The following is a 14,304-nucleotide window of genomic DNA, read 5'->3' as shown; positions in this document are numbered from 1 at the left end:
GGCCGGCCTGTTTCTTGATGTGATGTCGTCTCGGCCTTACCGGCCGTTCTTCTTTCGCCATTCCGCGAAATCGGTCAGCGTCTGCGGATCTGTAGCCGGGTAGAGACCAAAAATGCCGCGGCCGTTGCCGACTTCCTCGGTGACGAAGTCCTCGAACGCGGTCATCTCGAATGTTTCGTTGGCAATCTCATCGGCCAGATGCGCGGGAATCACGATGACGCCGTCGGCATCGCCGAGGATGACGTCGCCGGGGAACACTGGCGCATCGCCGCAGCCGATCGGAACGTTGATCTCGATCGCCTGGTGCAGCGTGAGGTTGGTCGGCGCCGAGGGGCGATGATGGTAGGCGGGAATGCCGAGCCTGGCGATCTCGGCGGAATCGCGAAAGCCGCCGTCGGTGACGACGCCGGCAACGCCGCGCTTCATCAGCCGCGTGATCAGGATCGCACCGGCGGAGGCCGCGCGCGCATCCTTGCGGCTGTCCATCATCAGCACCGCGCCCGGCGGACAGTCCTCGACCGCCTTGCGCTGCGGATGCGAGCGGTCCTTGAACACCTCGATGGTGTTGAGGTCCTCGCGCGCCGGCATGTAGCGCAGCGTGAAGGCCTCGCCGACCATGGTCGGCTGGTCCGCGCCGACGGGGTGCACATCCTGGATCATCTGGATGCGCAGGCCGCGCTTGAATAAGGCGGTCGCGACCGTGGCGGTGGAGACGGATTTGAGCTTGTTGCGGGTGGCTTCGGACAGTTTGGGCATGGCATGCTCTCTCTTTCGTCATTCCGGGGCGCCGTGCAGCGGCGAGCTATGGTGCGCAATTGCGCACCAGAGAATCCATTGGGCCGCACGCAACGCGGTGAAATGGGTTCCGGGTTCGCGCTGCGCGCGCCCCGGAACGACAGCTAGTAAATCGACGGCTCGCCGATCGGCGCGCCGAAATCGGTCTCGAGGAAGTCGAAGTCGCAGCCGTCATTGGCCTGCTTGATATGCTTGGTGAACATCCAGCCATAGCCGCGCTCGAAGCGGCGCTCGGGCTGCTTCCAGGCGGCGCGGCGCCTGGCGAGCTCGGCCTCGGGCACATCGAGATTGATGGTGCGCGCGGCGACGTCGAGTGTGATGCGGTCGCCATTCTGCACCAGCGCCAGCGGGCCGCCGATATAGGATTCGGGCGAGACGTGCAGGATGCAGGCGCCGTAGCTGGTGCCGCTCATGCGAGCATCCGAGATGCGCACCATGTCGCGCACGCCCTGCTTCACGAGTTTTGTGGGGATCGGCAGCATGCCCCATTCCGGCATGCCCGGCCCACCCTGCGGCCCCGCATTGCGCAGGATCAGGATATGATCCTCGGTGACGTCGAGGTTGGGATCGTCGACCGCCTTCTTCATCGAGGGATAATCGTCGAACACCAGTGCCGGGCCGGTGTGCTTGAGGAAGCGCGGCGCGCAGGCGGAGGGCTTGATGACGCAGCCGTCGGGCGCGAGATTGCCCTTGAGCACGGCGAGCGCGCCCTCCTTGTAGATCGGATTGTCGACCGAGCGGATCACGTCGGCGTTGTGGACCTCGGCGCCATCGATGTTCTCGCCCAGCGTCTTGCCGGTGACGGTGACGCAGTCGAGATGCAGATGTTGCCTGATCTCGCCCATCAGCGCCGGCAGGCCGCCGGCGTAGAAGAAATCCTCCATCAGATAGGCATCGCCGCTGGGACGGACGTTGGCGATCACGGGGACCTTGCGGCTCGCAATCTCGAAATCGTCGAGCCCGATGTCCTGGCCGGCGCGGCGGGCCTGCGCAATCAGATGGATGATTGCATTGGTCGAGCAGCCCATCGCCATTGCCACCGCAATGGCATTCTCGAAGGCCTTCCGGGTCTGGATCGTCTTCGGCGTCAGATCCTCCCACACCATTTCGACGATGCGGCGGCCGCATTCCGAGGCCATACGGATGTGGTTGGCGTCGGCCGCCGGAATCGAGGAGGCGCCGGGCAGCGTCATGCCGATCGCTTCCGCGATCGCGGTCATGGTCGAGGCGGTGCCCATGGTCATGCAGGTGCCGTAGCTGCGGGCGATGCCGGCCTCGATATCGAGCCAGTCCTTGTCGGAGATCTTTCCGGCACGGCGTTCATCCCAATACTTCCAGCCGTCCGAGCCCGAGCCGAGCGTCTTGCCCTTCCAGTTGCCGCGCAGCATGGGACCCGCCGGCAAATAGATCGCCGGGATGTTCATCGAGGTCGCGCCGAGCAGCAGCGCGGGCGTGGTCTTGTCGCAGCCTCCCATCAGCACCACGCCATCGACGGGATGGCTGCGCAAGAGCTCCTCGGCGTCCATCGCCAGCAGATTGCGGTACAGCATGGTGGTCGGCTTGAGCAACGATTCCGACAGCGACAGCGCCGGCAATTCAACCGGCAGGCCGCCGGCCATCAGGATACCGCGCTTGACGTCGTCGACGCGCGACTTGAAGTGCATGTGGCAGGGCTGCGCCTCCGACCAGGTGTTGAGGATCGCGATACAGGGCCGGTCCTTCCACTCTTCCGGGGCATAGCCCATCTGCATGGCGCGGGAGCGGTGGCCGAACGAGCGGAGATCGTCGGGTGCGAACCAGCGCGCGCTGCGGAGCTGGTCGGGCGTTTTCTTCTTGTTGATCATGATTGGGTGCCCCATTTCTGGACGGTGTTCCGCTCGATGGCGCGGAAGATCAGGTTCTCGACAAAGAGCCCGATGATGATCACGGTCAAGAGGCCTGCGAACACGGCGGGTATGTCGAGCAGATTGCGGTTCTCGAAGATGAACCAGCCGAGCCCGCCCTGTCCCGACGACACGCCGAACACCAGCTCGGCCGCAATCAGCGTGCGCCAGGCGAAGGCCCAGCCGATCTTCAGCCCGGTGAGGATCGAGCCGAAGGCGGCCGGGATCAGGATCTTTGCGACGTAGGGCAACCCGCGCAGGCCGTAATTGCGGCCGACCATGCGCAGCGTGTTGGACACGCTCTTGAAGCCGGAATGGGTGTTGAGGGCGACCGGCCACAGCACCGAATGGATCAGCACGAAGACGAGGCTGCCATTGCCGAGGCCGAACCAGATCAGGGCGAGCGGCAGCAGCGCGATCGCCGGCAACGGGTTGAACATCGCCGTCACCGTCTCCAGGAAGTCGGTGCCGATGCGGGTGGAGATTGCGAGCACGGTGAAGATCGCGGCCAGCACGATGCCGGCCGAATAGCCCATGAACAGCACCTTCAGCGAGGCCCACGCGCGCATCGGAATCGTACCGTCCCTGACGCGCTCGAACAGCGTCACGAAGGTGTCGTGCAGGGTCGGAAACAACAGGGGATTGTCGAGGGCGACGCCGTAGGCCTCCCACACGGCAGCCAGGAACAGGATGATGACGGCCTTGCGGACGAAGCCGTCGTTCCACAGCAGCTCGAGCACACCTAGCTTGCGCTCGACCTCGCCCGCACCTCCCGTGCTGGCAACCGGCGCCTCACGCAGCAATATTTTGGCCTCGCCCATGACAGGCTCCCTCAGTGCGCGGTTTCTTCGGAGGCGAACAGGAGATCGTGGATCTCCTTCTCGAGCCGTCCGGCGCTGCCGTCTTCGTTCGAAACCTTGTCGACGTCGATCACCTCGGCCTTGACCCGGCCGGGGTGCGGCGACAGCAGCAGGATGCGGTTGCCGATGCGGATCGCTTCCGCGATCGAATGCGTCACGAACAACACGGTGAACTTGGTCTCGCTCCAGAGCTGGAGCAGCTCGTCCTGGCAGGTCCGGCGCGTCAGCGCGTCGAGCGCCGCGAACGGCTCGTCCATCAGCAGGATGTCCGGCTCCATCGCCATGCCGCGCGCGATCGCGACGCGCTGCTTCATGCCGCCGGAGAGCGTGTGCGGATAGGCATCGACCACGCGCGTGAGGCCGACCTTCTCGATATAGGCCCGCGCCTTCGCCTCGGCGTCCTTGCGCGACAACTTTCTCGCCGTGAGCAGCGGGAACATGACGTTGGCGAGCACGCTCTTCCAGGGCAGGAGCTGGTCGAATTCCTGGAAGATCATCATGCGGTCGGCGCCGGGACCGTGGATCTCGCGGCCGTTGATGGTCATGCGGCCGTCGCTCGGGCTCATGTAGCCGCCGACGGCCTTGAGCAAGGTCGACTTGCCGCAGCCGGAGGGACCGAGCAGCACGAAGCGGTCGGACCGGTCGACGGTGAAGCTCACTTTTTCGGTCGCGGTGACGACTGCGCTCGAGGTCTTGTAGCGCAGCGTCACGGAGCTGACGTCGAGCAGCGCCATCAGTTGCCCTTCAGGTCGTGCGCGACGGGGAGATAATAGTCCGTCCAGGCCTTGGGCAGGTTCTTGAGCGTGCCGGTCTTGTGGAGATGGGCGGCGAACTTCATGGTGCCCTGCGGTTCGAGGTTCCACTCCATCATGCCGGGCTCCTTGAGAAGATCGAGCAACTCCTCGACCGAAGTCTTGTCGCCAGTGATCTCCTTGTAGATCTCGACCGCCTGCCTGGTGTCGCTGCGGATCAGGTCCTGCGCTTCCTTGGTCGCGTCGCGCACGGCCTGGACGATTTTGGGATTGGCGTCGGCGAACTTCGTCGTGGTGAAAAACTGGGCCTGGCTGAGCGGGCCGCCCATCACGTCCGGCGACGACAGCACGACATGCGCGCCCGGCACGTTCTTCAGCTCCAGGAAAGTGAAGGGCGGGATCGAGAAGTGGCTGTGCACCTCGTGCTTCGGGTTGGACAGCGCGGCATAGGCGTCGGGATGGCCGAGCTGCACCGTGTTGGCGTCGAGCTTCGACCATTGGTCGGCTCCGAAAGCCTCGGCGGCCGCGATCTGAAGCACGATCGCCTGGGTCGAGACTTTTACGGTGGGCACCGCGATCTTGTCGCCGGGACCGAAATCCTTGATCGACTTGATGTTGGCGTCGCGGCTGATCAGCGTCATCGGCTGCGCCGAGGTGGCGACGATGCCCTTCACGCCGCCGCGCGTGCGGTCCCACAGCAGAAGGAGGTTGCCGGTGCCGGTGTTGAGGATGTCGACGCCGCCTGCGAGCAGCGCGTCGGTCTGCGCCCCGCCGCCGGAAAAGGTGATCCATTTGGTGGTGACACCGGAGGCGCCGAGGGAAGCGGCGTGCTTCTCGATCAGCTTCAGCTTCTCCATGATATGGCTCGGCATGTAGAAGATGCCGGGCTGGCGCGACAGCGCGATCTCGGATTTCTGCTGGGCGTGCGCGGCGGATGCCGACAGGGTGGCTGCGGCGATCAGGACGGCGGCCGCGAGCCTGCTGCGAAGATGCGTGATCATTGTTGTGGGTTTCCTCCGGTCATCGTCGATCTGCGTTGACGCTGCTGATGCACTAATATATTAGTGCATCAAAGGCAAGCTCGCGGGACTCGTCATGGAAATATCCCACCCCGCGCCGCGTGCGGCGCCACGGCAAGCTGCCCGGCTCGATCGCGGCCGTCAGGCCGCGCCACAGGTGTTCGAGCGGCTGCGCAACGCGATCATCGCCCTGGAATTGCCGCCCGGCGCCCCGCTGTCGCGCGCCGAACTCGCCGGCCAGTTCGGCGTCAGCTCCACACCGGTCCGCGATGCGCTGATGCGGCTGGAGGAAGAAGGCCTGGTCGACGTGTTCCCCCAGCATGCAACCGTGGTCAGCCGGATCGACGTCGATCGCGCGCAGCAGGCGCATTTCCTGCGCCAGGCGCTGGAACTGGAGATCGTCCGCCTGCTCGCAACCAGTCCCGACCCATCCCTGATCGTTCGCCTGGATCACGCCATCGCCTTGCAACAGCAATTCGCCAAGGCCGGCGACTTCGAGGCCTTCATGGCCGGCGACAACGATTTTCACGCCCAGCTCTACACGGCCGCCGGCAAGCAGGATCTGTGGGCGCTGGTGCGCAGCCGCAGCGGGCACAGCGATCGTTTGCGCCGCCTCCACCTGCCCTCGCCCGGCAAGGCCCAGAACATCGTGCGCCACCACAAGCTGATCGCGCGCGCGATCGAGGCCAAAGACCCCGATGCTGCGCAACAGCACCTGCGCAAGCACCTGTCAGGCACGCTCAGCGAGCTCGACAAGATCCGCGGCCGCTATCCGGAATATCTGACCGATTGAGCGGGAACCCCGAGGCTGGCTCGCCTTCTGCACGTGACCATGCATAGGGGGCCGGCGGCGACCGTTTGGCAAAGACGGAACGGGGGGCTCGCGAAGTGCTTGCGGGCCGGGCAGAATCCGCGCAACAATTTCACTTTTGATGGCTTGATTTGGGGTCGCTGGGACATTCCCATCCGGCCTCGGAGGATTTCAGACGTGGCCAACATCCTGATCGTGGATGACGACCCGGCCGTGCAGATCACGATCCGGCTGCTGCTGGAAAGGGCCGGTCATCACGTCACGGTCGCCGGCGATGGCCGCAAGGGACTTGCCCTGTTCGAGACCAGCCGGTTCGACCTGCTGTTTCTCGACATCTTCATGCCCGGCATGGACGGGCTGGAGACGATGCGCCACATCCGGGCGTTGGCCCCGGCCATTCCGATCATCGTCATTTCCGGCCGCTCGGTCACGCCGGATGCCTATGCGGAACCGGATTTCCTGAAGATGGCAACCAAGCTCGGGGCGGTGGCAAGTCTGCAAAAGCCGTTTCGCCCCGGTGCCTTGCTCGCCGCGGTCGATGGCTGCCTGAAGGCGGCCCGGCCGGAGGCACCCGATGTCAGCACCGGCCGCCGATGACAAGGAGCTCCAATCCGTTGCGGGCCGGAACAAACGTGGCCATTCGGGAAGCGGTGCGAATTTCCACATGACGCTCGCAACGCGGCTTGCCATCGCAATGATCCTGCTGGTGGCGGTGACCGTGGCCGCAGTCGGATGGTTGGGCTATCGCAATATCACCCAGGCCGTCATTCCGCGCGTCCTGGAACGGATCGAGGCCCAGTCTCGCCTGCTGGCAACCCATCTCGAATCCTACGTTGCCGGAGCGCGCGGCGATCTGCTCGGCTACCGCTCGGCTGCAGCCATCAACGGCCTGATCCGTGCCCGTATCGGCGGCGGCATCGACGCTGCCGACGGCGTTTCCGAGCAAACCTGGCGCGAGCGCATCGCGGCGCGGCTCGCCGCCGAGATCGACGCCAAGCCCAGCTACGGACAATTCCGCATCATCGGTCTCGACGACGACCACCGCGAGCTGGTCCGCGTCGATCGCTCCGGCCCGAATGGAAAGGCGCGGATCGTTCCCAATGACGAACTGGAGCGCAAGAGCGAACGAGCCTATTTTCAGGAGACGATCCGGCTTTCGGGTGGCGAGATTTATGTGTCCGGCATCGATCTCGCCACCCGTTACGGTGGGACTGCGGATCTCCACGTTCCGACGTTGCGCGTCGCGACGCCTCTGTTCACGCCGGACGGCAGGCCGTTCGGCATCATCATCGCCAATATCGACATGCGTCCGGCCCTCGACCGCGTCCGTTCGACCCCGGGCGCGGGAGGAGATATCTATGTCGTGAGTTCGCGCGGCGACTATTTGGTCCATCCCGATCGCGCGCGCGAATTCGGTTCATTGCGCGGCCATCCCACCGACTGGCGCCACGAATTTCCGTTCTTCGCGGCACGGATCGGCTCGCTGGAGGGATTCACGCATCTGACGACGGATGGATCGGGCCGGCCGAGCGGCGCGGCAATCGCGCCGGCGCTGCTCGTCGGCAAGGAGTGGATCGCCATCATCGAGACGGTCCCCCCGCCCGTGTTCGGCCGCGTACCGGCGGCGATCCAGAAGACCTCCCTGCTGGTCGGCATCCTGGCCGTGCTCGCGGCGGCCTCGCTTGCGGTGCTTCTGGCGCGCTCGTTGACGCGTCCGATCGGGCGCCTGACCCGTGCGGTCGAGGCGATCGGCAGCGGACGTTCCGTGGACATTCCCGTGGATGCCAGCGGCGAGACGGGGGTGCTGGCGCGGGCGTTTGCCCAGATGGTCGAGGAGACTCGGGCGAAAACGGCCGCGCTCGAACGCGAAATCGAGGATCATCGCCGGACCGAGGTCGCCCGAAGCCACCACGCAGCGCGCGAGGGCTTGTTCAGCGCCGCGGTCGAATCGTCCGACGATGCGATCGTGATGCAGACGCTCGATGCCGTCATCACGGGCTGGAATCCGGCCGCCGAACGCCTCTATGGCTACTCGGCCGAGGAGGCGATCGGGAAATCCACGGCGATCATCGTTCCGCCCGATCGCCGCGAGCAGGGCAAGGACTATCGGCGACGGATCGCCCGGGGCGAGCCGATCGAGCGTTTCGAGACGGTGCGCCTGCGCAAGGACGGCGCGGCGGTCGAGATCTCCCTGAGCCTGTCGCCGATCAAGGGGCCGTCGGGGGAGATCGTCGGTGCCTCCGGAAGCGCGCGCAGCCTCACCGAGGCGCGGCGGGCCGAGCGGGCGCTGCAGCAGCAGCTCGAGGAGCGGCGACAGATCTTCGACGCCTCGCAGGACCTGATCATGGTGATGGATGCGCGAGGCCATATCGCGCAGATCAGCCCGAGCAGCCAGACCATTCTGGGCTATGGCCCGGAGGAGATGGTCGGCCGCAGCGGCGCCGATTTCATTCACCCCGATCATCTGGAGCAGTCCCGCGTCGAGATGCGTGCGATGCGCCGGGGCGAGCGCGTCAAGCTGGCGGACACCCGCTGCTTTCACAAGAACGGGCACGAGGTCTGGCTGTCCTGGCTCGGCAATTGGTCCGAGCCGGCGAAGCGCTTCTTCTTCATCGGGCGCGACATGACCGAGGCGCGGCGCGCTCAGGAATCGCTTCGCGAGAGCGAACGGCTCGCCCGCAACATCGTCGAGACCTCGCTCGACGCCTTCGTGCAGACCGACGAGACCAGCAGCATCCTGGGCTGGAACTCGCAGGCCGAACAGCTCTTCGGCTGGCGCCGCGACGAGGTGCTCGGCAAGAGCACGATCGACCTGATCGTCGCCGAGAGTGAACGTGACAGGGTCAGGGCAGGCCTGAAACGTTTCCTCGAAGACGACGACGGCCGGACGCTGAACCGCCGCCGCGAGCTGATGTGCTGCCGCCGCGACGGCAAGGAATTCAAGGCCGAGCTGAGCGTGACCGCGCTCAAGCGCCGCGAGGGCCTGCTGTTCAACGTCTTCTACCGCGACCTCACCGACAAGATCGCGGCCGAGGAGCGCATCCGCCATGCCGAGAAGATGGAGGCGGTCGGCCAGCTCACCGGCGGCGTGGCGCACGATTTCAACAACATCCTCACCGTCATCACCGGAACGATCGAAATCCTCGCCGAGGCGGTCGAGAAGGAACCGCAGCTTGCGGCGATCACCAAGATGATCGACGAGGCCGCGGGGCGCGGCGCCGAGCTGACGCAGCATCTGCTCGCCTTTGCGCGCAAGCAGCCGCTCCAGCCGCGAGAGATCGACATCAACTCGCTGATCGTCGACACCGCGAAACTGCTGCGACCGACGCTGGGCGAGCAGATCCAGATCGAATCCGTGTTCGAGGACGAGAACTGCGTCGCGATGGTCGATCCCAACCAGCTCACCACCGCGATCCTCAACCTCGCACTCAACGCCCGCGACGCCATGCCCGGCGGCGGCAAGCTGATCGTGGAGACGGGCGGCGCCTATCTCGACGAGGTCTATGCCAGCGTCAACGACGTCCGTCCCGGGCATTACGTGATGATCGCAGTGAGCGACACCGGCTCCGGAATTCCGGCGAGCATGCTGCCCAGGGTGTTCGACCCCTTCTTCACCTCGAAGGGGCCCGGCAAGGGCACCGGACTCGGGCTCTCGATGGTCTACGGCTTCATCAAGCAGTCCGCAGGCCACATCAAGATCTACAGCGAGGAAGGCCACGGCACCACGATCAAGATGTACCTGCCGCCCGGCAAGACGCCGACGGCGGCCGGCGAGGGCGTGACGGCGGCGGCGATCGAGGGCGGACACGAGACCATCCTGGTGGTCGAGGACGACCGGCTGGTGCGTGACTACGTGCTGGCACAGCTGCATGCGCTGGGATACGTCACCTTGCAGGCTGCGAACGCCGCGGAGGCGCTCGCGATCGTCGCCACCGGCAAGCCGTTTGACCTCCTGTTCACCGACGTCATCATGCCCGGCAAGATGAACGGACGTCAGCTCGCCGACGAGTTGATGAAGACGCGGCCCGACCTCAAGGTGGTCTACACGTCAGGCTATACCGAAAACGCGATCATCCATCACGGCCGGCTGGATTCCGGCGTGATGCTGCTGGCCAAGCCCTATCGGAAATCGGATCTGGCGCGGATCATCCGCAAGGCGCTGAGCGTCTGAAGCGCCGTAGGCCAGATGAGCACAGCGACATCCGGAACTCTGCGCCAGCGTTCCCGGGTGTCGCTTCGCTCACCCGGGCTCCAAGAAGCTTCTACGACGCGCGCTGGGCCGCGGTCATCACGATGCGGATCAGGTCGGCGGCGTTGCGCGCGCCGAGCTTCTTCATGATGTTGGCGCGGTGGTCCTCGATGGTGCGCGGGCTGATGCCGAGCGTGCGGCCTGCTTCCTTGTTGGATGCACCGGAGGCGAACTGCTCGAGCACCTCGCGCTCCCTGCGCGTCAACGGCTCGCGTCCGGGGAAATGCAGCGAGCCGAATTTCGGCGATGCATTCTCCGCCTGCCTGCGTGCATAGGCGCCGATCGCCTCGTCGAGCCGGCCGACGATCTCGCTGCCGCGAAACGGCTTCTCGATGAAGTCGAGCGCTCCGCTCTTGATGGCGCCCACCGCCATCGCGATGTCGCCCTGCCCGGAGATCATGAAGATCGGCGCCGGATAGTCCTCGCCGTGCAACTCCTTGAGAATGTCGAGGCCTGACTTTCCAGGAATGTTCACGTCGAGCAGGATCGCAGCCGGTGTGCGGTTTCGCGCGATGGAGAGCAACGCTGCGCCGTCCGCAAAACAGATCACCTCATAGCCCGCCGCCTTCAGCACCATCGACAGGGTGTCGCGAACGGCGGGGTCGTCGTCGACTACGAAGATTTCACCACGAGAGCTTTGCTCGGCCATGTGCCACATCCAGTTGGCATTACGGACTCGCGTCCGCACCAAACGTTATGGCGCCCGGCGCGGATTCGGCCCACCCGTATTTGTACGGGACATGGACTTAACGCACAAGTAGCGGCAACGCGCCTAATTGCGGGGAACGGAGAATATCCATGTTAAATTTCGCCGATACGCCGCCTCTGGTCGCAATGCCCGCAGTCGAGAGCCGCGAGTTGATTGCGGCAGACCTTCGCTTGCTGATCACACAGATCGAGACCAGTATGCGCCGGATCGCCGCAGCCATGGATCAAGAACACACCGGTGATCCCGAAGGTTCCTCGGACGTCTTCATCCTCGACGACGTCACGCCCCGTTATGCCAGCGCGAACGCGGCTCTCAACGCCTGCCGGGCGGACCTTCGCCAGGCCCTGCACTACCTCTCGGAATCCAGCAGCGCGGCGTAGGTCGCGATCGGCCCGGGCGGCGGGCTAAGTCCGACCGCATGGCAGCTGCGCGCCTTCAGGCGCGGTGCCGCTCCACGATCGCATCGGTGGCGACACCACCCCAGGTATGGATCGCCGGCAGGCCCATCGCGGTCTTGCCGAGATTGGCGAGGCTGATGCGCAGGGCGGCGAGATCCAGCGGCTTCGGCAGGCTCTGGAGCTCGATCCCGACCGAACGTGCGAAGCTGCGGGCGGCGCTGCGGCGCCTTCCGTCCATGCCGCTGATGACGATCACCGCGCCGGCAAACTTCGCTTTCGCCATCTCGCGCAGCACGTCGATGCCGTCGCCATCCTCCAGCACGAGATCGAGCGTCACGCAGTCGAAGCGCGCGGCGCGGAGCTTCTCGATCGCTTCGGCCACGGACGGCGCCACCGTGACTTCGTGGCCGGCCTGCTTGGCGGCGACCGTGATCAGGCTGCGCTGCGTGGCGTCGTCGTCGACCACCAGAAGCTGAAGCGCGCGCCGCTCGGCGGCGTCTGGCAGGTTCGACGGGATGGGGGAGAGAGAGCTTCTGGGCATTGCCGTATCCTGAGATTGAGACCAGCAATGATTGCACGGTTCGCGCTTAGGCGGCGTAAAGCTGCTGGGGCAAATTCGTCCGGATGTTTCAACAAATGTAAAGCAACGTGGCGGCAACCACGCCGCCGGTCAGGCCGCGGCGTCGTGCCCTCCGGCCGCGCCGCGCTTCTTCCTGTTCTTGCCGCGCAGGAACTGGATGTCCATCTCGGCGCCGTTGACGCGCACCAGCTCGCAGCGGCGATAGGCAAGGCCCGTGGACGACAGCAGCAGGAAGAACTCCTTCAGGTTCAACCCCTGGATCGAGCCTTCCACCGTGAGGATGGCGTCGGTGTCGGAAATCGCGTTGAGCTTGCAGTCGCGGCGCCAGGTGCCGTCGATGGCCATGATGCAGACGTCATAGCCACGACTGAACGTCACGCGTTCCGCGCCCTTGCCATCCTCGGCCATGTCTAGCGTCCTGCCATGATCGCGACGCGCGGCGACGCGCCGGCGAGAACCGGCTTGGCGGCCGCGGCACGCGGGTCGTTCGGCTTGTAGAGGCCGCGCCGCTCCGGGATTGGCCTGAACGTGTCGGTCAGTCCGACCACGGTTTCGGCTGCACCCAGCACCAGGAAGCCATCGGGCTCGATCTGGCGCGCCAGGCGGTTGAAGATGCTGATCTTGGTATCCTGGTCGAAATAGATCAGCACGTTGCGGCAGAAGATGACGTCGAAGGTGCCGAGCTGGGCGAAGTCGTGCAGCAGATTGAGCTGCCGGTGCTGGATCATCGCGCGCAATTCGGGATTGATCTGCCAGGTCTCGCCGGTCTGCTTGAAATATTTGACCAGCATCTGGATCGGCAGGCCACGCTGCACCTCGAACTGGCTGTAAATGCCGGCCTTGGCCTTCTCCAGCACCTCCTGCGACAGGTCGGTGGCGATGATCTCGACGCGCCAGCCGGTGAGAGCCGCGCCCATCTCCTTCAGGCACATCGCCAGCGAATAGGGCTCCTGCCCGGTCGAGCCGGCGGCGCACCAGATGCGCACGCTGCGACGCGCGGCGCGTGCCTTGATGACCTCGGGCATGATGGTGTCGCGGAAATGATCGAACGGAACCTTGTCGCGGAAGAAGAAGGTCTCGTTGGTGGTCATGGCTTCGACCACGTCGGTGATCAGCGTGCGCGCGCCGCCTTGCAGCTTCTGCACGAGCTCGGCGATGCCCGCGAGCCCTGCCTTGCGGGCGAGCGGCAGCAGGCGGCTTTCGATCAGATATTGCTTGTCGGCGGACAGGTCGAGCCCGGAATTGTCCTTCAGGAACTTGCGCAGATACTCATACTCGGTCGGGGTCACGGATGGCCTCTTGGAAGCTTTACTGGAACACTCTGGCCAAAACACTTCGGCCAGACACACTCAGACCATGGCTTGTCCGACCGGGATCAAACCAACCTCAGCGAATTTGTCGGCGATGATGTCCTTGTCAAAGGGCTTCATGATGTACTCATTGGCGCCGCCGCTGAGCGCCTGGGCGATATGAGCCACGTTGTTCTCGGTGGTGCAGAACACGACCTTGGGCTGGTCGCCGCCGGGCAGGCGGCGCATGTGGCCCATGAACTCGAAGCCGTCCATCACGGGCATGTTCCAGTCGAGCAGCACCGCATCGGGCAGCTTGCGCTGGCAGATCTCGAGCGCCTTCGAGCCGTCCTCGGCCTCGGTGACCTCGAACTCGAGGCCTTCAAGGATCCGGCGCGCGATCTTGCGCACGACGCTGGAATCATCGACCACCAAACACGTTTTCATTTTGGTTCTCCGGCTTCGATGTTTTTCGTTGGCTCACGCAGCCATCTGCACTTTGGTTTCGAGCTCGAGGACGCGATCGACGTCGAGGACGACCATGAGCTGGCCGTCGAGACGGTGGACGCCGCCGGCGAGCTTGGCCATGCGGGGATCGAGGTTGACGGGGTTCTCCTCCATGCCGGCCTCGGGCAGGCGCAGCACCTCGCCGATCTGGTCGATGAGCAGGCCATAGGATTCACCGCGCAGGTCGACGCCGACCGCCATCGGCACCTTGCCGTCCTCGGCCCTGGGCAGGCCGAGGCGGGCGCGCATGTCGACCACGGTGACGATGCGGCCGCGCAGATTCAGCACGCCCGCGATCTCGCGCGAGGACAGCGGCACGCGGGTGACGCGCTCGGGCATGAACACGTCCTGCACGCGGGAGATCGGCAGCCCGAACAGCTGGCCGCCGATCATCGCGGTGACGTATTCGACCATGGCGCCTTCGGCTGATTGGGTCTTGTTGGTCATCTCGG

The 14,304-nt window shown here is 65.1% G+C and carries 15 protein-coding genes; 4 read left to right on the top strand and 11 right to left on the bottom strand.

Features of this window, described 5'->3' with window-relative positions:
* Nucleotides 1-36: 36 nt before the first annotated feature.
* The 5 genes from HAP40_RS02465 to HAP40_RS02445 all read right to left on the bottom strand — a co-directional run bounded on the left by HAP40_RS02465 (nt 37) and on the right by HAP40_RS02445 (nt 5,291).
* Entirely contained in the window at nt 37-756 is a 720-nt protein-coding gene (locus tag HAP40_RS02465; RefSeq protein ID WP_166811096.1) for a ribonuclease activity regulator RraA, read from the bottom strand.
* A 143-nt stretch (nt 757-899) separates the two neighbouring features.
* On the bottom strand, nt 900-2,639 hold the full coding sequence (gene araD / locus HAP40_RS02460) for an L-arabinonate dehydratase (RefSeq protein ID WP_166811098.1): 1,740 nt from the start codon (nt 2,637-2,639) through the stop codon (nt 900-902).
* Nucleotides 2,636-3,499, bottom strand: coding sequence for an ABC transporter permease (locus HAP40_RS02455; protein WP_166811100.1), 864 nt, complete (start codon nt 3,497-3,499; stop codon nt 2,636-2,638). The genes araD and HAP40_RS02455 overlap by 4 nt, the downstream gene beginning before the upstream one ends.
* Before the next feature lie 11 nt (nt 3,500-3,510).
* A complete protein-coding gene (locus tag HAP40_RS02450; protein ID WP_166811102.1) occupies nt 3,511-4,272 on the bottom strand; it encodes an ABC transporter ATP-binding protein in 762 nt (253 codons plus the stop codon).
* Nucleotides 4,272-5,291 carry an ABC transporter substrate-binding protein gene (locus HAP40_RS02445; protein WP_166811104.1) on the bottom strand — a complete coding sequence of 340 codons (1,020 nt, stop codon included), beginning with the start codon at nt 5,289-5,291 and terminating at the stop codon, nt 4,272-4,274. The genes HAP40_RS02450 and HAP40_RS02445 overlap by 1 nt, the downstream gene beginning before the upstream one ends.
* A gap of 94 nt (nt 5,292-5,385) precedes the next feature.
* On the opposite strand from HAP40_RS02445, the gene HAP40_RS02440 reads away from it, so the two are divergent.
* The 3 genes from HAP40_RS02440 to HAP40_RS02430 all read left to right on the top strand — a co-directional run bounded on the left by HAP40_RS02440 (nt 5,386) and on the right by HAP40_RS02430 (nt 10,291).
* On the top strand, nt 5,386-6,102 hold the full coding sequence (locus tag HAP40_RS02440; protein WP_166811106.1) for a GntR family transcriptional regulator: 717 nt from the start codon (nt 5,386-5,388) through the stop codon (nt 6,100-6,102).
* 195 nt (nt 6,103-6,297) lie between these two features.
* Complete coding sequence (locus HAP40_RS02435; protein ID WP_166819182.1) at nt 6,298-6,717, top strand: response regulator; 420 nt, start codon at nt 6,298-6,300, stop codon at nt 6,715-6,717.
* Nucleotides 6,695-10,291 (top strand): PAS domain S-box protein, encoded by a 3,597-nt coding sequence (locus HAP40_RS02430; protein ID WP_166811108.1) that lies wholly within the window; start codon nt 6,695-6,697, stop codon nt 10,289-10,291. The genes HAP40_RS02435 and HAP40_RS02430 overlap by 23 nt, the downstream gene beginning before the upstream one ends.
* A gap of 91 nt (nt 10,292-10,382) precedes the next feature.
* Here HAP40_RS02430 and HAP40_RS02425 read toward each other — a convergent pair whose 3' ends face one another.
* Entirely contained in the window at nt 10,383-11,018 is a 636-nt protein-coding gene (locus HAP40_RS02425) for a response regulator transcription factor (protein ID WP_166811110.1), read from the bottom strand.
* A gap of 149 nt (nt 11,019-11,167) precedes the next feature.
* Between HAP40_RS02425 and HAP40_RS02420 the strand changes: the two genes are divergently transcribed.
* Entirely contained in the window at nt 11,168-11,458 is a 291-nt protein-coding gene (locus HAP40_RS02420; RefSeq protein ID WP_166811112.1) for a hypothetical protein, read from the top strand.
* A 55-nt stretch (nt 11,459-11,513) separates the two neighbouring features.
* On the opposite strand, the gene HAP40_RS02415 is transcribed toward HAP40_RS02420, so the two are convergent.
* The 5 genes from HAP40_RS02415 to HAP40_RS02395 form a co-directional block, all read right to left on the bottom strand.
* Nucleotides 11,514-12,017 carry a response regulator gene (locus HAP40_RS02415; protein ID WP_166811114.1) on the bottom strand — a complete coding sequence of 168 codons (504 nt, stop codon included), beginning with the start codon at nt 12,015-12,017 and terminating at the stop codon, nt 11,514-11,516.
* A gap of 129 nt (nt 12,018-12,146) precedes the next feature.
* The gene (locus HAP40_RS02410; RefSeq protein ID WP_011083221.1) at nt 12,147-12,464 is read right to left on the bottom strand and encodes a hypothetical protein; all 318 of its coding nucleotides are present in this window, start codon (nt 12,462-12,464) and stop codon (nt 12,147-12,149) included.
* Between the two features lie 2 nt (nt 12,465-12,466).
* The gene (locus HAP40_RS02405) at nt 12,467-13,345 is read right to left on the bottom strand and encodes a CheR family methyltransferase (protein ID WP_166811115.1); all 879 of its coding nucleotides are present in this window, start codon (nt 13,343-13,345) and stop codon (nt 12,467-12,469) included.
* A 60-nt stretch (nt 13,346-13,405) separates the two neighbouring features.
* The gene (locus HAP40_RS02400; RefSeq protein WP_027577509.1) at nt 13,406-13,792 is read right to left on the bottom strand and encodes a response regulator; all 387 of its coding nucleotides are present in this window, start codon (nt 13,790-13,792) and stop codon (nt 13,406-13,408) included.
* A 33-nt stretch (nt 13,793-13,825) separates the two neighbouring features.
* The gene (locus tag HAP40_RS02395) at nt 13,826-14,299 is read right to left on the bottom strand and encodes a chemotaxis protein CheW (protein WP_166811116.1); all 474 of its coding nucleotides are present in this window, start codon (nt 14,297-14,299) and stop codon (nt 13,826-13,828) included.
* Nucleotides 14,300-14,304: the final 5 nt, after the last annotated feature.

The sequence above is a fragment of the Bradyrhizobium sp. 1(2017) genome, assembly GCF_011602485.2.
Lineage (GTDB): Bacteria > Pseudomonadota > Alphaproteobacteria > Rhizobiales > Xanthobacteraceae > Bradyrhizobium.
The sequence above is the reverse complement of the archived record's forward strand: the minus strand, read 5'-3'. Positions and strand labels throughout refer to the sequence as shown.